15 protein-coding genes are annotated in these 20,827 nt (G+C 32.4%); 4 read left to right on the top strand and 11 right to left on the bottom strand.

Going from position 1 to position 20,827, the window contains the following annotated elements; translation table 11 throughout:
• Positions 1 to 83: 83 nt before the first annotated feature.
• From LG649_RS13665 to LG649_RS13655, 3 genes are all read left to right on the top strand, one after another.
• The gene (locus LG649_RS13665) at positions 84 to 1,058 is read left to right on the top strand and encodes a D-alanine--D-alanine ligase (protein ID WP_226544379.1); all 975 of its coding nucleotides are present in this window, start codon (positions 84 to 86) and stop codon (positions 1,056 to 1,058) included.
• A gap of 68 nt (positions 1,059 to 1,126) precedes the next feature.
• Positions 1,127 to 1,582 (top strand): pantetheine-phosphate adenylyltransferase, encoded by a 456-nt coding sequence (gene coaD / locus LG649_RS13660; protein ID WP_226544378.1) that lies wholly within the window; start codon positions 1,127 to 1,129, stop codon positions 1,580 to 1,582.
• Positions 1,583 to 1,649: 67 nt separating this feature from the next.
• Entirely contained in the window at positions 1,650 to 2,300 is a 651-nt protein-coding gene (locus LG649_RS13655) for a peroxiredoxin-like family protein (RefSeq protein ID WP_226544377.1), read from the top strand.
• Between the two features lie 56 nt (positions 2,301 to 2,356).
• Here the strand turns inward: LG649_RS13655 and LG649_RS13650 are convergent, their stop codons facing one another.
• The 5 genes from LG649_RS13650 to LG649_RS13630 all read right to left on the bottom strand — a co-directional run bounded on the left by LG649_RS13650 (position 2,357) and on the right by LG649_RS13630 (position 6,951).
• On the bottom strand, positions 2,357 to 4,018 hold the full coding sequence (locus tag LG649_RS13650; protein ID WP_226544376.1) for a SulP family inorganic anion transporter: 1,662 nt from the start codon (positions 4,016 to 4,018) through the stop codon (positions 2,357 to 2,359).
• Positions 4,019 to 4,225: 207 nt separating this feature from the next.
• Positions 4,226 to 4,606 (bottom strand): EF-hand domain-containing protein, encoded by a 381-nt coding sequence (locus LG649_RS13645; RefSeq protein WP_226544375.1) that lies wholly within the window; start codon positions 4,604 to 4,606, stop codon positions 4,226 to 4,228.
• 19 nt (positions 4,607 to 4,625) lie between these two features.
• Positions 4,626 to 6,089: an aryl-sulfate sulfotransferase gene (locus tag LG649_RS13640; RefSeq protein ID WP_226544374.1), complete on the bottom strand. Its 1,464-nt coding sequence runs from the start codon at positions 6,087 to 6,089 to the stop codon at positions 4,626 to 4,628.
• A gap of 44 nt (positions 6,090 to 6,133) precedes the next feature.
• Complete coding sequence (locus LG649_RS13635) at positions 6,134 to 6,436, bottom strand: EF-hand domain-containing protein (RefSeq protein ID WP_226544373.1); 303 nt, start codon at positions 6,434 to 6,436, stop codon at positions 6,134 to 6,136.
• 131 nt (positions 6,437 to 6,567) lie between these two features.
• Positions 6,568 to 6,951, bottom strand: a complete 384-nt coding sequence (locus tag LG649_RS13630; protein WP_226544372.1) for a DUF7793 family protein — start codon at positions 6,949 to 6,951, stop codon at positions 6,568 to 6,570.
• A 121-nt stretch (positions 6,952 to 7,072) separates the two neighbouring features.
• Here LG649_RS13630 and LG649_RS13625 point away from each other — a divergent pair, with 121 nt between their 5' ends.
• Positions 7,073 to 8,809: a M14 family metallopeptidase gene (locus LG649_RS13625; protein ID WP_226544371.1), complete on the top strand. Its 1,737-nt coding sequence runs from the start codon at positions 7,073 to 7,075 to the stop codon at positions 8,807 to 8,809.
• On the opposite strand, the gene LG649_RS13620 is transcribed toward LG649_RS13625, so the two are convergent.
• From LG649_RS13620 to sov, 6 genes are all read right to left on the bottom strand, one after another.
• Positions 8,806 to 10,908 (bottom strand): gliding motility protein RemB, encoded by a 2,103-nt coding sequence (locus LG649_RS13620; protein WP_226544370.1) that lies wholly within the window; start codon positions 10,906 to 10,908, stop codon positions 8,806 to 8,808. The genes LG649_RS13625 and LG649_RS13620 overlap by 4 nt on opposite strands.
• Positions 10,909 to 11,057: 149 nt before the next feature.
• Positions 11,058 to 11,852, bottom strand: a complete 795-nt coding sequence (locus LG649_RS13615; protein WP_226544369.1) for an energy transducer TonB — start codon at positions 11,850 to 11,852, stop codon at positions 11,058 to 11,060.
• A gap of 128 nt (positions 11,853 to 11,980) precedes the next feature.
• Positions 11,981 to 12,703: an energy transducer TonB gene (locus LG649_RS13610; RefSeq protein ID WP_226544368.1), complete on the bottom strand. Its 723-nt coding sequence runs from the start codon at positions 12,701 to 12,703 to the stop codon at positions 11,981 to 11,983.
• Between the two features lie 61 nt (positions 12,704 to 12,764).
• Positions 12,765 to 13,142, bottom strand: coding sequence for a VanZ family protein (locus tag LG649_RS13605; protein ID WP_226544367.1), 378 nt, complete (start codon positions 13,140 to 13,142; stop codon positions 12,765 to 12,767).
• Complete coding sequence (gene gcvH / locus LG649_RS13600; protein ID WP_226544366.1) at positions 13,135 to 13,515, bottom strand: glycine cleavage system protein GcvH; 381 nt, start codon at positions 13,513 to 13,515, stop codon at positions 13,135 to 13,137. The genes LG649_RS13605 and gcvH overlap by 8 nt, the downstream gene beginning before the upstream one ends.
• 64 nt (positions 13,516 to 13,579) lie before the next feature.
• Positions 13,580 to 20,809, bottom strand: a complete 7,230-nt coding sequence (sov, locus tag LG649_RS13595; RefSeq protein ID WP_226544365.1) for a T9SS outer membrane translocon Sov/SprA — start codon at positions 20,807 to 20,809, stop codon at positions 13,580 to 13,582.
• Positions 20,810 to 20,827: the final 18 nt, after the last annotated feature.

Below are 20,827 nucleotides of genomic sequence, written 5' to 3'. Positions count from 1 at the left end.
TATTATAGGTTATTTTAGCTATAACTAATATTACATACGTTTTATTATAAATTTTAGACCAATACATAACTATTAATATATAAATGAAAAAAAATATAGCCATAATTATGGGCGGATATTCTAGTGAATATCAAATTTCTTTAAAAAGTGGAAATGTAGTTTACGAAGTTTTAAATACTAAAAAATACAATCCTTACCGCATACATATTTTTAAAGATAAATGGGTTTATGTTGATGACAATGAAAACGAATTCCCTATTAATAAACACGATTTTTCGGTTACCATAAATAATGAACATATAACTTTCGATTGTGTTTTTAACGCCATTCATGGTTCGCCAGGAGAAGATGGTTATATACAAGGTTATTTGGAGTTGTTAGGCATTCCACACACTAGCTGTAACATGTACCAAGCCGGAATTACCTTTAACAAACGAGATTTTTTAAGTATTTTAAAACCTTATGGCATAAAAACAGCCGAATCGTTTTATTTAAACTTTGGTGATGAAATAAATGAAGCTGAAATAATTAAAAAAGTAGGCTTACCATGCTTTGTTAAAGCTAATAAAGCTGGAAGTAGTTTTGGAGTTACCAAAGTACATAAACATGAAGATTTACAAAATGCAATTGATGTCGCTTTTAAAGAAGACGATGAAATTATAATCGAATCCTTCTTAGATGGCACCGAAGTTTCTATTGGTGTTATAACTTATAAAGGCGAAACCAAAGTATTACCAATTACAGAAATTGTTAGTGAAAACGATTTTTTTGATTACGAAGCAAAATATTTAGGTAAATCTCAAGAAATAACTCCGGCCCGATTAACCAAAACACAAGAAGAAAATGTTATAGCTGTCGCTAAAAAAGTATACGAAGTTTTAAAAATGAAAGGCTTTAGCCGAAGCGAATATATTTTTAAAAACGACGAGCCCTATTTACTAGAAATGAACACTATTCCCGGTTTAACCAAAGCTAGTATTTTACCTCAACAAGCCGCTGTGGCAGGAATAAGTATGAGTGATTTATTTGATAATGCTATTGAAGAAGCCTTTAAATAAAAATTATGAGTTTAGTATAATAAAACATTAAAACTAACATTTCTAATTAGTTAGAAATTTACATAAATATGAAACGAGCAATTTTCCCAGGATCTTTCGATCCATTAACCTTAGGTCATCACGATATTATTACACGTGGTATTCCACTTTTTGATGAAATTATTGTTGCTATTGGTATTAACGCCGATAAAAAATACATGTTTTCGTTAGAAGAACGCAAAAAGTTCATTGAAGAAGCTTTTAAAGACGAGCCTAAAATAAAAGTAACTACCTATAAAGGTTTAACAGTGGATTATTGTAAAGAAATGAACGCTGAATTTATTTTACGTGGATTAAGAAATCCTGCCGATTTTGAGTTTGAAAAAGCTATTGCACACACCAACCGAAGCCTCTCGGAAATTGAAACCGTATTTTTATTAACGGCATCTCGAACCTCGTATATTTCATCGTCTATTGTACGTGATGTTATTAGAAATAACGGGGATTATACCTTACTTGTTCCAGATAGTGTTCGGGTAAAGTAATATGTGAATTAAATGCTAAAATCATACACTAGCCTTAATTTATAATTATCTTGCCACAAAAAAACGCATGAAAACATTAAGAGAGCAAACCGATGCTAAAATAGCTGCAGGACGTAAAGCTAAACCGAGTTTTATGGCTGGCGTAGATGAAGTAATTAGTAAAGCTAAAGCTTTTGAAGAAGGCGCTGATGCATTAAAAGTTGGAGAAAAAGCTCCCGATTTTAATTTACCAAATGCAAAAGGCGACACTATTTCCTTATATAATTTATTAAACAACGGGCCTGTTGTGTTAACGTTTTACCGGGGTAGCTGGTGCCCTTATTGTAATTTACAACTTAGAGCTTTACAAGCGAAATTAAACGAAATTGAAGATTTAGGAGCCACTTTAGTTGCTGTTAGCCCAGAAGTTCCTGACGGGTCGCTTACAGAAAATGAAATTAGCAATATGGAATTTACTGTTTTGTCTGATCAAGATGCTAAAACAGCTAAAAATTATGGTGTTGCATGGGAAGTTCCTGAGTTTTTAATGGAACATATGCGCGTAGATAGAAATCTTGATTTAAAAAAGATAAATAACGGTAATTCAAATGTGTTGCCTATACCAGGAACCTTTATTATTAATAAACATGGTATTGTTACATGGAACTATGTTAATGTTGACTACAGAACCAGATCTGAGCCTGATGAAATTATTGAAGCTTTAAAGGCTTTGAAATAGTAAATCAACTCCTAATAGAAATAAAAAAAGCATCTTTAAAAGATGCTTTTTTTATATTATAATTTATAATGCGATAATGGTTTAGGGAATTGTTCTGGATTTGCGGCTAAATGATAACGCGGATCTTCAACATCTTCAACAATAACCTCTTTAAATTTAGGACTCGATTTATAAAGAAGTACTTTACAATCTTCACTTAAATGCTTCAATTTTATTTTTTTTCCGGCAGCTTCATATTTTTCAACTAAATTAAAAATAGCTTCAATAGCAGAATGATCGCTTACTCTTGATTCTACAAAATCAATTTCAACCATTTCTGGATCTGTTTTCACATCAAACTTTTCATTAAATGCTTGAATCGACCCAAAAAATAATGGTCCCCAAATTTCGTAAACTTTTGTACCGTCTTCTCGCATGCGCTTTCTAGCTCGAATACGTTTAGCATTTTCCCAAGCAAAAGATAAGGCAGAAATAATAACCCCAACAAAAACAGCTACGGCTAAATCTACAAAAACAGTAACTAACGATACTGTAATTAATACAACTGCATCAGATAAAGGTATTTTCTTTAATATACGGAAACTAGACCAAGCAAAAGTTTCGATAACCATCATAAACATAACACCTACTAAAGCCGCAATTGGCACCATTTCAATAAGTTTATCTGCAAAAAGAATAAACGATAATAACGTAACCGCCATCATAATTCCAGATAATCTTCCGCGTCCGCCAGCATTTATATTAATAACAGTTTGCCCAATCATTCCACAACCTCCGGTTCCACCAAATAACCCAGACATAATATTTCCAGCCCCTTGGGCAACACATTCTCTATTTCCGTTTCCTCTAGTTTCGGTTATTTCATCTACTAAATTCATAGTCATTAAAGTTTCAATTAAACCAACCGACGCCGCTAAAAACGCAGGTAGTGCAATAAACTTTAAAGTATCTAAATTTATAGGTAAGTTTTGCCAAAGCTCGATATTTGGTGTAGGAAACTCGCCTTTTAAACCTGTCCCTCCACCTTCAATGATATATGAACCAACTGTAGTAACATCTAAATTAAAACCAATAACAATTAACGAAGTAACTATTATAGCGGTTAAAGCTGCTGGTAACTTTTTAGTTAGTTTTGGTAAACCCCAAATAATTCCCATAGTTAAAAGCACTAAACCAATCATGGTGTAAAGCTCTGTGCCTTGCATATAATGACTTACATATTCTTTTACTCCGGCACTAGAAACTTGTAATGTTTTATGTGAAAACATTTTTACCTGTGCCATGAAAATTACAATAGATAAACCGTTTACAAACCCCATCATTACAGGATGCGGAATTAAACGAACAAATCGTCCTAGTTTTAATACACCTGCTAAAATTTGAATAATTCCCATAAGAATTACACAAGCCATTAAATAGAAGAAACCCATGTTTTCTATTGGTGTATCCATAAGCATACCCTTGGTGTGCCCTTCGGCAATCATGTGAACAAAAATTACGGCTACCGCACCAGCTGCTCCAGAAATTAAACCTGGGCGACCACCAAAAATAGCTGTAATTAAACCAATTATAAAAGCCCCAGATAATGCCATTAAAGGATCGATTTGAGCCACAAAAGCAAACGCTACTACTTCAGGAATCATAGCCAAGGAGACTGTTATTCCGCTTAAAATATCGTTTTTAACATTAGGGCGTTGCTTTCTAAAAAAATTTGTCATGATGCATTATTTCTAGCTGCAAATTTACGTTTAATAAATAGCTATGCAAGAATGGCGAACTAAAATGAAAAATAATTGATATAACTCTTAAAAAATCAAATAATTAATAATTTTTAGAGTGATATTTCATAAAATTGAGAAAGGCGCCCGTTAACTAAAACGATGCGCCTATTCTCAGCTATCAAACCAACTCTAAATCAAAAAAAATTATCTTTCTGGACGTTCGCCGCCTTCATGTTTACCGCCACCTCTTGGTTCAGGTTTTGGTGCTTTATCAAATTCTGTTTCAGAAATAAACCCATCTGCATCTGTATCTATAGTATCAAAATCTTCAGCTAAAGGGCCTTCTACTTCTGTTTTTGCAAGTTTACCATCGTTGTTTGCATCCATATCTTCAATAATTTTAGAGAAATCTGGAGGTCCTTCAGGGCGACCTCCCTCTTCTCTTCCTTGTCTTGGAGCTTCGTTATAAGGTATTTCTTGCTTAATTTCTGTTGATGTTTCCGTTTCTTTCTTTTTCTTTGAACCACAAGACACTAAGCTAATTATAGCAATTAACAGGAAACTTGTTTTTATTATATTTTTCATATTGATAAATCTTTTTAAATTATTCACATTCATAATCAGATCCACTTTCAATAGTACCTTGAGACTCTAAAGTATAATAAGCTAGACCTTCATAATCTGATTCATATTTTTCACAACGAAACACGAAGTTTCTACTTGGTGTACTGTATTGATCTACTGCCCCTGTTTCATCAACTGGATTAACGTATTTCCAAACGGTATTTCCATCGTAATCTACCTCAAAGAATGTTCCTGTTGTTCCTTCGCAAATAATTGTATTTCCGTTAGATAAACGACGAGCACCTGAAATATTTGCTGCGTAAAAATCTGTAGATGGATTTGCCTCATAAGTCCATGTAAAATCGGTTGGCGCATAAGTTCCATCTGTATTTAAGCTATATGAACCATCTGTATTTACATTGGTATCTATAACATCAATTGTAGAATAATCTATACCTTCATAATATCCTGTTTGATTATTAAAAACCATAATTTGGCCACCATCTTGATATTCTGAATTTATCCAGTTAGCATTATGCTGTACAAAAAGTTTTTGATCGCTATCATCTCCCATATCATAGGTTTGCGGATTTCCCCAACGGTACAGTATATCGCCTCCTTTACCATAAGTACCTCCAGAATGTGATGCAGCTTCAGTAGTTGTAGTTGAATGATCTATAATAAAGAATTCACTAAAATTACGGCTGCTTACCACAATTTGATCTAGGGTTTCGTTATAATCTACACCATTCATGTGTAACCAATCTGCTTCGTAATCTGAAGCTTCGTATGTATAATTAATATTTAATAATTGTGGATTATCAGACAATATACCATAATTATCTTCATCTGGATTTTCATCTTGTACTAAATGATCCCAAGCATCCCACTCCCAAACAATCTCATCTGTAGATGGATCTATTTCTACAATTCTCTCACTCCATAGTGCAGTTGCATTAGTCCGTCCTGCTGCTTCTACTTCTGCTACGGTATGTTTTTCCCAAACCATTACCATTACAGTTCCTGTACTTTCAATGTACTCCAAATCATGGTGCATAAATTCTGTTGCACTATTAAATTCATAGTACCAATATAAATCGCCATCTGTATTAAATAATTCCACCCTGCCGGTTTGTCCTCCTGCAGATTCGAACTCTGAATTGACTGCTGTTAAAGTAGCCGAACGTAATATATGTCCATTTTCTAGCATATAAACACCTTGTGGTGTATAGTCTGATGACCAAGTTTGCACTAAGTCGCCACAATTATCGATTAAATATGTATTTGTGCTTCTAATTGGAGAAAACAGAGTGTATCCATCTGCAACATCATCAGTTTTATATATTAAACCCACTGTGAAGTCTGAGTTGTTTACTGTTGTTTCTGTTGTTTCATCTTCGTCTTCTTCTGTATCAGTTGCAGTATAATCATCATCACTACAGCCTACAAACATGAAGGCAGACATTAAGGTTAATATTGAGAGTTTAAAAAATGAATTTTTCATTATGTAAATTAATTTTTGTAAAAGTTGAAAGATTGTTTAACTAATTATCTAGGGCCTCCACCTCCGCGTTGTGGTTTGGGAGCGTTTTCCATTTCAGATTCTGTGATGTAGCCATCGCTATCACTATCTATTGTAGAAAAATCATTTTTTAATGGTCCTTTAGCTTCAGATTCTGATATTTTTCCATCACCATCAGTATCCATTTCTTCTAATATTTTAGAAAAGCTTGGAGCTCCTTTTCCTTGCCCTGAGCCACGTTGATTTTGATTAGAAGTTTGTTGTGAACCGCAGGAAACGATTACTAAAGTTATGGCTAGCAAAGCCATACTTTTTACTGTATTTTTCATATCTATTTCTTATTTATCTTAATTACAAGACAAATATGACAAATAGATAAACACAAAATTTTAGCTTTCTGTGAATACAGTTATATTTTTAATGAAGTAGGCTAAATTTTCTGTGAAAAAATAAAGCTAAATTAAATACAAATATTTTCTTGAATATTTAACCAGTTTAAAGCCTCATCGTTTTCATGAAAAATTTTCAAATTTATTTTACGATCTTTATTTACCTCTAATAAAGTTTCAGTAGATAGCAATGCGGCGGAGGTTTTTACTAATATAGCCATGCCTTTTATATTATCAATATGAGCTATGGTTTTAAGCGCACCATAAGTATAAGAATATGAGTTTTTTTTATTGATAAATAATAACATTGGTTTTTGAAGATTACTTAATAAAAAATCATGATATTCATCAACCATAATCTCATTTACAATAACACCTTCATCAACGATAACCTCAGCTAGATTAGGTTTTAAAATTTTTATTTGACAAAAAGAAAGCTTATAACTTTTATTCATTTAAGTTTGTTTGAGAGAATAATAATACAGCTACTATTTTTTGTAACATACCGAACGAATTTAGAAATTTAATTTAAATAACAATAGTTTAAATTGTAGTTTTATAAAAAATCTTCTTTGGATGAAAAAACTCATATTTCTTCTTTTAATAATAAGCTCATGCTCTCAAGCTGAAAAAACTCATAATTTTAAAACAGTTTTTGAAAAAAATGATGGTAAAGAAACAGCAACATATAACGAAACTATAAGCTTTTATAAAAAACTTGCCCAAGCTTACTCTTCAATAAAAATTGATAGTTTTGGCTTAACAGATTCTAACAAACCTTTACATCTTGTTACCTTAAACCCTAATAATGAGTTTAATTTTAAAACAATAAGAAAAACAAAACGAATTTTATTTATAAATAATGGTATTCATCCGGGTGAACCAGATGGTATTGATGCTACCATGATGCTTTTTAGAGACTTAGCTAATGGCAAAATAAAAGTACCTAACAATACCGTTTTAGTAACTATACCTATTTATAACATTGGCGGAAGTTTAAACAGAAACTCCACATCAAGAACTAACCAAAATGGGCCAGTATCATACGGATTTAGAGGAAACGCAAGAAACTACGACTTAAATAGAGATTTTATTAAATGTGATACCAAAAATGCAAAAAGTTTTGCCGAAATTTTTCATTTAGTAAAACCCGATGTGTTTATAGATAACCACGTGAGTAATGGTGCTGATTACCAATACACCTTAACTCATTTATTTACACAACATAATAAACTAGCTGGCAATTTAGGTGAGTTTTTACACGAATCGCTTATGCCTGAATTAGAGCAGAGTTTAGCAGCAAAAGAATGGGATATTACACCCTATGTAAATGTGTTTAACAAAGTACCAGAAAGTGGTTTCAATCAATTTTTAGATTACCCAAGATATTCTACAGGTTACACAACCCTTTTTAACACTTTAGGTATGATGGTTGAAACACATATGCTAAAACCCTATAAACCTAGAGTTGAAGGCACTTACGAACTCATGAAAAGCATGCTTGAAATAACCGATAACGAAGCTGAAGAAATATTAACCTTACGAAAAAATGCTTTAAACACAATTTTAAACACCCCGCTTTACACCTTAGATTGGCAAGTTGATACCACGAAACATACTACATTGCAGTTTAAAGGTTTTGAAGCCGAAACAATAACTAGCGAAATTACAGGGCTTGATAGATTAAAATACAACAGAGATAAACCATTTACTAAACCTGTTAAATACAACAACTATTTTAAGCCAACTACTCAAGTAAGCATCCCTAAAGCTTATATAATCCCTAAAGGATGGCATAACGTTATAAATTTACTTCGGTTAAATGCAATTGAAATGGAAGTATTAACCCAAGATACGATTATAACTGTTGAAAATTATAAAATAAAAACATTTGAAACTAGAAAATCGCCTTACGAAGGGCACTATCAACATTACAATACCCAAGTTGATGCTTTTACCAAACAAGTAAATTTTAATAAAGGAGATATTATTGTAAACACCAATCAAAACGGTGTAAGATATTTACTTGAAACTTTAGAGCCACAAGCTCCAGATTCATTTTTTAACTGGAATTTTTTCGATACAATATTACAACAAAAAGAAGGTTTTTCTCCTTATGTATGGGAAGACAAAGCTCTAGAATTAATAAAAAATGATACCGCTTTACAAAAAGCTTTTAATTCAAAAAAAGAAAAAGATGAAACTTTTGCTAGCAATTGGTACGCACAACTAGATTGGATACATAAACGTAGCAACAACTACGAAAAAGCACATTTACAATATCCTATTTACCGCATTATATCGCAGCCTTAATAATCGAAATACCAATTAAACAAATCGGTACGTAAACCAAAATTAAACCAAACTGTATTACTTTTATAAGTTTGTTCGGTAGTAGCTTCTGGGTTAAAGTTTCTAACTGTAATATCTGTAAAAAGCTTTAAATTACTCGACGGATTTACAACGTAACCTGCTTGTAAGTTTCCATAAAAACTATTGGTTGTTATACCTTGACCTATTTCTACACCTGTATCAAATGGCCTATCATTATAATTTTTATAAATATCGCCACCGTAACTAAAATTATCGGTATCATCATTATAATCAAAACCACGTTTACCAAAAATAAACTTTGCGTTTGCATACCAACGGTTATAAAAATAATTTCCCATTACTATTAACTCACTAAAATTGGCTCCCCATAAATGCGCCATAGATTGGTTATTATGGCCGTAATTTGTAGCAATTGTACTATGTGAATAGGTATATGGCCTTACACGATTATATTCTATTTGTAACATTAAATTTTCAACTTTAAAAGCATTATAATATTTAACACCTAGTTGATAGCCAAACTTATTTTTCCAGCTTTTATTACCAGCTCTAACATCGCTAAGCGAAAATTCATCTAATATAAATTGACTATACAAATTAATGTTATCGTTGTATTTATATTTTGCCGAAGCTCCCATAATTGCATTACCTGCATCTTGTCCTGTTTCAAACTCTACAGCACGATAAAATACAATTGGGTTTAAGTAATTAATATCAAAATTTCGATTTGTTGTATTTGCCCAAATTATAGATTCGAAAAAACCTACGTTAAGTCGTTTTGTAACATTCCAGCTTAAAAAATGTGTAGCCATGTATTTGGTTAAAAAAGCATCATCTACCGTTACTTCTGGCCTAACATCTTTTAACCACATCCAGGTATTAGTGTATTTAATTTTCCAAAATTTTGTATTAAGCTTAAAAAATGGATGCGGACTTGCAACGTCACTTAAAAATAGAGATCTATAACCATCTCCTATAAAGTTTTTACCATGCCCAAACTGCACGTTTACAAAATCTGCAGGAGAGTAAGATAAATAGGCTTCTGCTACCGGGTAATCGTAAGAATCGGTTTTAAAGGCTTTTGCTATACCACGTCCTGGAATTATAGCTGGATCTGGACCAAAAGCTTGTAACGTTTCTGCATATTCATTAAAATATTGAGCAAAACGTCCTTGACTTTCAAAAACTGAAGTATAAAAACTAAATCGTTTACCTAACGCACCTTTTACCAATAACCCACGGGTATTATTGTATGTTGAATTGAAATCTGCTTCGGTATCTTTTCCAACTTCTAAATCGAAAATAGGATCTATAGTAAACCAATAATTTTTACCTTGTAATTCTACCATATGTTCGTTCCAAAGTTTTTTACCAAACCATGTTTTTCTTGATTGAATTACTTTTTCTTTTTCTGCTTTAAAATCGTAATAATTTGAAACTTCGTTATATAAAAATGGCTTTGATGCTGTATGACTATTAGTACCAACTAAATTCATTTGCCTATCGAATTTAGCATAATCACTGTGTGTAAATTGTACATTTAACTGGCTAGTAAAAGCATTATCGTTATAGGCACTAATGCTTCTATTAATATCATCATACTCGCTTTTTAAAGCTGCTTCTAGTTTATTAACTTCTTTTGTTACTTCTATATTTTCTGTATTTGAAGTTTTATAATCTCTTAACGGAATTTTAATTGGTAAACTATATTGCTTAAACGTTTTTCTTCCGTTGTATGAAGCTGGTTCTATTTTAGGAAATGTTTTAAATACGCGTTCTGTTTCTTCCTTTAATGCTTTATAAAGTGTATTAACATAAATAAGCTTAAATACTCCTAATGTATCTACTTCAAAAATCACAGATATTTCGCCTTTATATTTATCTTTTTGTACATTTTCTGGAACCTTAAATTCCGATTTTATGTACTGCAAAACTTTTTGATTAAAACAAATTTTTAACGAATCAGCAGCTATATTTTCACAACCAGGAAACACTGGTTGTTTTTCTTTTACATTATAATTTTGTGCAAAAGTTTTGATTTGAATTACAAGTAGAAATAGGACAATGAATTGCTTCATTTTTACACTTTAAAAATTAATTATTAGCGAAAGATACTATATTTTTATATAAGCCATAGCACTAATTATTTTATTCAATTTTTTTTAATAAAAGAAAAAACCGTTATTTTAAAAGATAACGGTTTTTGTTATGTAAAATTATACTACGGTTATTGTACTTGAAACACAATTGGCAATGTATATATTACACCTACATTCTTATTATTCTGTCTTCCTGGTGTCATTTCTGGAAGTAAATTAATAACACGCTGCGCTTCACTTTCTAAATCTTTATGTATAGCTCTTGTTTTAACATTAGTTATAATACCATTTTTATTTATTGTAAATTGAGTTTGAATAACCTGCTTACCATACAAACCAAGTTCTGAAGCTAGATCTGTATTAAACTTACGCTGTACAATTTTAGATATTTTACTCGTCATACATTTTATTCTTTGGTCGTTTGTTTTTTCATTTTCACAACCTGGATAAATTGGTACGTTTTGTATAAAATTTACAGGAATATCGACTGGAACATCAATGTCAACAACATCAATATCTTCTGGTTTTATAGGGCTATCTGTGGTTTTAGGAGTATCTGGAATTATTAAGTCTTTAACGCCTTCCTCTTCAACATTATCATCAACTTCTTTGTACTTTTCAATAAACCTTGTATTAGCTTTAGATTTAGGTGTTACTTTTTGAGCTACATGCTCTTGATATACTTGGAAATTATTGACTACATATTCGATATCATCATCAGGAGGCAAAACAGTTCCTATGCTTAGAGTTTCTGTTTTAAATTTCATTTCTAATAAACCAAATGCCGATAACAAACACACTATTAAACCTATTTGAAAGTACAAGGTTGTGTTTTTTTGTAAATTTGCATCATGCTTTTGTGATTTTTTCACGTTTTGTCCGTTTTGGCGAGTGGACTCGTGAGAATTGTGAAGATTTCTCATAATAATTATAATTTAAAATGTTAATATTATGATAAAGTCACAATAAGCATACCAAAAAAAGAAAACCCGTTACAAAACTGTAACGGGTTTTTATATGATGCCTTCCTTTTGGTTGGCTTTAATGAAATTTAATCTTGAACTTGGAAAATAATTGGTAAGGAATATGGAACGTTTACTGGCTTTCCACGTTGTTTACCTGGTTGCATTTTTGGTAATAAACCAATAACACGTTTAGCTTCTTTTTCTAAACCTGGATGTGGTGCTCTTGCACGAATACCAGTAATATTTCCTGTTTTATCAATTTTGAAAATAACGTTAATACGTTGTCTACCTGATAATCCTAAATCTCCAGCTAAGTCTGTATTAAACTTTTTGTTTACAAATTTTGAAATTTTTTCTGACATACATTGTCTTTTCGCGTTGTTACTTTTTTCTTTTTCACAACCTGGAAAAACTGGTACATTTTCAATAACAGAAAACGGAACGTCTATATCTTCCTCTACTTCAACCACTTCTACTTCTTCTACCTCAACAATTTCTGTTTCTTGATCAACCTCAGTAGATTCTATAACAGTTTCTTCTACTTCAACTTCATCTTCAACAATTTCAATTACTTCCGGAGCTGCTGGTGGTGGTGGTGGTGGTGGTGGCGTTTGTATCTGCTCAGTTAAAACCATTTCCTCTTCTTCCTCAGCTTCCATTTCAATCATTCCTATGTCTATTTCTTCTTTTTCATAGGTTTTATAATTTATTGCGTAGTTTGTTAAGAATAGCATTAAAGCTAAACCAATAGCGAAATAAAGCGAGCTATTGCGCGATACATTTGCTTTAGGATTTTTTTTAGGTTCCATTTGTTTTATTTGTTTTTCAAGATTGGTAAAATAACTATTTATTTATTAAAAATGCAACAGTTTAATTGTTTTTAACTTGAAACTTGTTGTTAAAAGTTAAGAATACTGATGCCAAAAGAGCTCCTGCTGTGTTTGCAACCATATCAAAAACATCAAATGCCCTTGTGGTTGTTAATTTATCTTGTAATACCTCAATAATTATACCAAATACTACAGAAAATAGTAATGCGTAAATTAATGATTGTTTTCTACTAAAATTAAATGTGAATTTACATGTAAAATACCACAGTAGCATAAAAACAGCATAAGTAACAAGGTGAAAAATTTTATCTGCAAAAGAAAACCCCACATTGGGCAAATCTGAAATATTAATTAAACACACCCATGTTAATGCTCCTGTAAATATTAAACTTGGTATTATTACAAGTTTTTTAAGCACTTATTAAAGCCTTATAATCCTCATCAGACAATAAACCTTCTACTTGAGATAAGTCGCTACATTTTACTTTAATCATCCAGCCTTCTCCATAAGGATCTGTATTAACCTTTTCTGGCTCGTCTTCTAACCCTTCGTTAAACTCGATAATTTCACCAGATAATGGTAAAAATAAATCAGATACTGTTTTTACAGCTTCAACCGTTCCAAAAACTTCATCGGCATCTAAAGTTTCATCTAAAGTTTCAACTTCTACATAAACAATATCACCTAGCTCGCTTTGTGCAAAATCTGTAATACCTATTGTTGCAATGTCGCCGTCTAACTTAACCCACTCGTGGTCTTTTGTGTACTTTAAATCTGAAGGAATAGTCATGTTTTTATTAAGTTTGATTTTAGCAAATGTATTTATTCAAACTTAAAATTAAAACCTTTTTTTATTAATTTCCAAAATTATATCGTAAGGTAATACCTGAACGGATACTTGTTTGCGGATATGCCGTGGATATTGCATAATCTGAAAACGTATAATCGAAGTAAAAAATGCCTGTTAAATTTTTACTAAAAGCATAATCTGCACTATAATTTACGCCCCATATAGTTTGCCCTGAAGTAATTTCGTTATTATCTAAATCGAGATAACGAATAATTGTTTTATTTTCTCGAACCGAAATATCTGCTTTCATATTAAGATCGCTTACAATACGTTTTTGTGGCCCTGCTAGGTTAGAGTTAATTCGTAAGTCTTTTATTCTGTAACCTAAGCCTATGGTATATTCATTGCCTTGCACTTCGGTTAATAGATTATTATCAAAGCTTAAAGACAACAACCTATCTCGTGCTATTTCGGCTAATATTTTTACTGAGTTTTTCATCTCAAAGTCTAAACGCATTAGCGGGCTAAATGATTCACTTAAGTTAATATTGCTGTAAATAGTTTCGTTTTTATAATTGCCATTAGCATCCAGAGCTTCGTCTGGTTGTGCTGCATAAGCAGAACCTGGTATGGGTTGCTCGCCTGCATCTGCATCTAAATTTAAATCTAGGTTAGTATTAAATTGATTTATGGTATAGGTTGAACGATAGCCATGAGTTAAAGAGAAACGCTTAAAACGTTTTTTAAACCATTTAAACTTCATGAAGCCTGTATATTTTAAATCCCAATTTGGAATTGGAAAATCGCGAAATGCACTCGTTGATGTTTTATTTGCATCTTGCCCTGAATATGCAGATAAAAATGCTGGTATTAGAACAGCTTGATTTGTTTTTCCAAAACCTAAAGGATATCCATCTTCATCACGCTCTAACTCGGTTACCGCACCATTATAAAATTTCTGAGCTAATTTATCTGCTATTTTTAATCGGTTAGATTTAAAAGTTTCAAAAACTTTACTTGTACTTTCATCGCTTCTATTAAATGCGGTTTTAATTAGAACTGTAGATATATTAAAATTACCATAGGTATTTGGGGTTAATGATTGATACTCGTAATTACCTCCATCTGTATCTACTTGATAATTTTCGCTGAAATTTTCGTAATAGGCACGACTACCAACCAAGTCTATTTTTAAATCTTTAACGGGCTCTAAACTTGCTGAAAAATCTATTTGCTTTTGTTGAGTTCTTGCAAATTGTTCGTTAAATTCTGGATATAGGGTTAACCAACCTTTTCTAGCTGCTAAATATCTAACATCGCTTTGTACCCCAAAAGTAAAACCTGTTGTTGGCTTTAAAGTACCTATAAAACCGGGTGTTGGTGTATATCCTGGCAAATAGGTTCCACTATTTTCATTGTAATTAAAATTAACACGTTTTACACTTGTTAAAATATCTATACCTGCATTTAGTAACTTTCTAACGGTTTGATTTTGCTTTTTTGGAGCTGGTGCTTTTCGTTGATTTGAACCTGGAGGTCCTCCCGCAGATGTTGTTCTGGTTCTAACCGTTCTTACTGGTTTTTTAACTAAACCTATGTATTTGTAAAAACGTGTCATGTCTAAAGTGGTAACAAAATTATGTACACTAGAGTTTTGAACTGAATTACCTAAATTAAAGGTTCCTGGAATTTCATTGGTTTCATCATCTGGATCTGTATAGTACAATTCTATTTCTCCATATAAATCTGATGTTTTTTGCCATAAGAAATTGCCTGTATATTGATAAGTAGCATCAATAAAACTGAAAGTTGGAATTTTATTAAACGGTAATTGATATGTTATACCTAATGTTTGAGATTGCCTATTTGGGTCTCCTACATCAAATAAGCCATCCCAAACGCCCAAAGTTTCATCCTGTTCTCCTGCTATTAAGTCGTTATCTTTATAATAATTTCTAACAATATTATTGTTTGATGCCGTAAAGTTAAATTGTAACGATTTGGTTAAATTGTAATTTATACCGTATTGAAAATCGAAAGTATATGTTCTACTAAATAGTTCTTCAACAGAAATATCATCATCTGTTAAATCTATTTCTCTAAACTTTTGTTTTGTAAACTGCCTGTTTATTCCTGCATTTACATTAAAGCTTGTTGGCAATAGGTTAAAATTAAACTCTTTTAAAAATTTCCAATACTTACTTCTAAAAATAGAATCGTTATTTTTAAAAGGCTCTACATTTAACTGATTAAAATTATGGGCATAATTTGCACTTAAACTTACACTTTGATTTAAAGCATTTTCAATTTCGAAATCGCGATGTTCTACTTTATTATACGAATAATTTAAAGTTACGTTTTCAACATCATAAAAACGTGCTTTTTTATCTCCGGTTCTATTCTTTTTAACACCTATAAAATTGATACTTTTTCGCTTTGTGTAATCTTGCGAATTTTTAAGAATAGTATCTTTTTCTTCTTCGGTGTCTGCGGCATCAATTCGAGATTGCAAAGTTAAATCTTCGTAATACGCATCGTATTTTGGTGTAATTAATTCTTCGCTTTGTGAGTAAGTAAATGGTAATTGAATGCCCCACTTTTTTGGAAATAATTGTCCGACATTAACATTTGTTACTACATCATATTGCACAACATCCTCTAAACTACGTTCGCTTGGTCCTTGCTCTAAAGAACCAAACCCTGAAGTACTTTGGCTACCAGTTGCACTAATTGTAGCAAAATCTGCAATATTTGAATCCATACTTACTATAGCTGCCCAACCACCTTCATTATCCATATCAGATAAACGTAATTCGTTAAACCATAGCGTACCACAAACATCGTTTGATGTTGCATTTTTTACACCTACCATTAATATTCTAACATCGCCGTAATTAGGATTACCTTTTATACCAACTCTATGCTGACCTGCTACATAACCGGTAAAAGGATCGTTAACCGCCACTATTTCTCCATCAACAACATCATAAAACACAGGATCTTCATTTGTTAAAGTCATGTCTGAAATACCTTGTGCTTTTATTTGTGCTAAAATATCTAACTCAATTTCTATTTCATTATTAGTTGGCCAAACATCGTCTGCTGAAGATTCTGTAATTTCTAAAGGTATTTCAATTTGGTAGAAATTTTCTGTGATATCGCTACCAATTCTAATAAAACCAACTAGTTCATTATCATCAACACTACCAATGCCATCTTCACCAGGTTCGGCATGTAAAAACATACGAAGTTTGTTATACTGACGCATATCTAAACTTACATTTTTATATACTCCACGAGAATCTTCGGTTTCTAATCCGCAAACTTCCATTACTAAAGATTGCTCGTTTTGGTTTACAACCGTGTTGTTGTTATAAAGCTCTTCGGCCTCAATTCCTGGAGGCATTTCATAACTTCCTTCATTATCTAAAGTACCAATATCTCCAATTGAGAAATCGGTTAAATCATCATCAGGATCATCACCATCAAATTCTAAGCTTTGTTCGTAGCGTAACCAGGTACTTCTAACCAAATCTAAACTACCAAAACGAAATACTGTAGCCTGTGAAAACTCTTTCAAATAAATTCTGGCAAATCTAATAGATCTAAAATCTGTAATACCTCCAATTGGTGTAGCTATATCGCCATCAATAGGAATTCTAAATTGATGCCAACGTACAGTTGCAGATTCACCATTTGGCATTGAACGTGTTGTGGTTTTAAAATCTACTAAATAATCGCTTAATGGATTAGCAGAGGATAAATTATTAAAATCTGCTTCAGATTGTGGTAAATTTTGACTCGATATTTCTAATTCGTATTCGTAATAACTATCTATGGTGTTCATAGTGTTATCGCGATTTATATCTTCTACATCCGGTATGGTTGTAGAACCTCTGTTTGTATCTGTAAATGTATCTGGTGAGTTACCATCAACTCCATTGTAACCTTTATACCTATCAAAAATATCTCCTGTAGTATTTAAAAAATAGGTGTAATTATCGTTTGAAGGATCGTCTCCAAATTGAGCTCCAAATGCTTGAATTTCTTGCGAATCGCTGTAACCATCGTAACCAACATCTTGATTGGTTCGTTCGTCTCCAGAGGTATCAAACGCATAAACAAGCGATTGATTTTGTGGAACTACAGACCCCCAACTTGTGGTTTCGTATAAACTAACATCACCATCTTCAGGCAAACCATTTTCATATAATTTTTGACCATCTTTTACTATATCTTCAGAAATATTACCAAGATTAAAAACCAGTTTCCCTCCTGTGTTTGTAGTATTTTCTAAAAACGGATCTTGCAACCAAAACTCGATATACTCAACATTTTGTTGTTCGAAATCTGTTGATGTTAATTGTCTGGTTATACCTGCCCATGCCTCTTGAGGGTTATCTATAACTCCATCAGCAGATGTTGGATTAAAATTATATGGCCCACGTTCGGTTGGGTAATAAGCTAAATCGAGAGTATAAAGTACCGAATTTTGACCAGATACTAAGGTTACATCTGGAAACAATTCGTTTATAAACACACGACTTGTGTAAAGCCCAGAAATATCGTTATCTGAAATATCGTCTGGTTGTTGTGAACCATAAAAAACAGGGTCGATTGTGTACCAGTTAAGCATTGCCCTATCGTATCCGTTTTGTATGCCATTTTCATCTTCATCTCCTTCTGTATAATTTCTTCCCAAATCTAACGGACGACTTGATAAAAACCATGTTGTTGGTGAAGTTAAATCGATGTTAGTCTGCGAACCTTCAAAATCATCAATATAAGATGTGGCTTCGCCATTTAAGTCTGTACCACTAGGAGAACCTGGAGCTAGATACGCAAACTCACCACGAACGGATAAATTAGATTCTACATCGGTATCAATATTTGGAAGCTTGTTAACTAAACGGGTTAAAAAAGGTACCTTGGTTGCATAATTACCATTTATACCAAAAATGGTATTGTTTACTGACTCGCTACCATAATTTGCTTTTTGTGTTATTGGTCGCTCATTTAAATTAAGTAAAGTTCCGCCTAACACAAAATTATCGTTAAACTTATGCTCTACGTTTAAACCTGTAAAACGTTTTGTTTGCTGGCCAAAAACAGAGTTATTTTCAGTAGTTACTTCAATAGGTGTATCTGAAGCTTTTAAGGATTCGTCTAAAATTTCAACTTGTCCTAAATCGTAATCTACTACATAATCTATACCCTCAACAAGTGTGCGCCCTCCTGCTGTAACAACAACCGAACCTCGTGCTACATTAAAGGAACCTATTGAAATAGCATCACTACTTCCTGATGATGAGTATCTTCCTTTTAACTTAAACCTGTTTTTTTCAGATTCCTCAAGTGCTGCTGTTTGTGTTTGGCTGTAAAGTATATTGTAAACATATTTTTGTTGATTGGCATTATAGGTTGCCGTATTATCGTAATCTCCACCACCTAAAACATCAAAAAGATACTCACCAAAAGGCTCGACGCTTGTAAATATAATTTTACCGTTTTCAGACAATACTGTTATGCCTTCTTCGTAATCGAAAAACCCATCGCCATTGGCTTGCGGATCTCCGTTACTATTTAGTTTATCCAAATTAAAAACTCTTAATAGTGGAATATTTTCTAATCTATCATCCTGTTCGGTATCATTAGTTATGGGATTTCCATTAATATCTTGTGCAAAATCATCTCCAACCGGTGTAATATAATTTAAATCTGAAGCTTCGTTATAAAATATATTTAACGTGAAATCATCTTGACTAATATTGTAACCACCTGTGTCGTAAATGTTTTTCATCATTAAATCCCAAACAGGCTCATCTACAACAGTTAAACTACTTTTAAGCATTTTTAAAATTAAACTATTGTTGTCAACAGATGTTGTTCCATCGTCGTTTGTAGTAACTTCAGTGGCATCTACTCCATCACTTGAAAATTCTCCAACTTGATAAACTTTTCCGCCAACTGTATATTGAAAAGCTACTGCTAAAACCTCGTCGTTACTTAAGCTTGAATTTAATGATATATAACCCAGCTCTTCATTTAAAGTATATTCTTGGTTTTCAGTAAGTTTTCTAGCACTTTCTAATTTTCCGTAGTCGTAACCTTCTCGCATATTAGCAACTTCAATGCCCGAAGAAACTGTTGATATATCTCTAATATTATTGTTAATTTGTGAATTTGCTCCACCAATATTTTCTGGGTTAAAGGCATTATTATCGTTATCTGGATACGCACCCGAAGCACCGAAAACATTTACTGCAGAACCCACCACACCTGTTTCTCCTAAATCTTGAAGTGCTACAATATTTCTAACATTATCTGTGGTTCCGTTTCTATTAGTTATCCAAACTTCAATACGGGTAATTTGCAAGCCTTTATTGCTAATATATGGGTAAGTTGCCAAGGCGTTATTGTACTGATCTCTAAAATATTGAGCTAAGAAAAAGTGCCTATTTACATCATACTCACGAATATAAAACTCATATTCTTGGAGTGTACCTCCACCTTGAGCTACAACTGTACTTGATTCTGATTTTTGTTCGGAAAACACACCGGTTACCGTAGTTTTACCAAATTGAAGTTGTGCTTTTACACCAAATAAACTTTGTGCTCCTGTAATTAATGAACTGTTTAATGGCATACTTACATTTCCTACTTCTATTTTCTGAAGTATATCGTCTTCGGTTGGTGTGTATTCTAACTTTATTAGTTGTTGAAAATCGAAGGTAGATTGTGTATCGTAGTTTGCTGTTACTTGCAGCCGTGTACCCACTTTCCCAAGAAGACTTAAACTTATTCGCTGATCGAAATCAAAAGTAAAATTACTTCTGTTTTGTGGCGAAAATGTAGGATTGTCTTGCTTAGAAAACAACACACCCAAATCCATTTCTACACTTCCTGTTGGTATAAGCTCGATGGTATTACTACCAAAAACACTTTCGAAAAAACCAGAGTTTACGTAAAATTCTGGAAGTAAATTCTTTTTTGCTTCTTCGCTTCCTTCCTTTTTACCATCAAAAGCATCAATTTTTTCTTTATAGTAGTTTTTAATATTTTCTTTTGCTACTAAATCAAAATATTCTGAAGGTGTTAAAATTATAGGGTATTTAATGTTATACTCGCCTATAGTTTCGGTATATATATAACGATTTGTAACAGGGTCGTAGGTATATTTAGATTCTATGCTATTTAAGTTAGGCGTTTTTATTTTTCCTAAACTAAAACCTGTTTGAATAGAATCTTGAGGAGTTTGCTGAGACCAAACCGTAAATGCAAATAAAAATAGCATAGCGAACAACAAGTTCTG

It is taken from the genome of Neotamlana laminarinivorans, from assembly GCF_020523925.1.
GTDB lineage: Bacteria > Bacteroidota > Bacteroidia > Flavobacteriales > Flavobacteriaceae > Neotamlana > Neotamlana laminarinivorans.
This window is presented reverse-complemented; position numbering and strand designations above follow the sequence as displayed.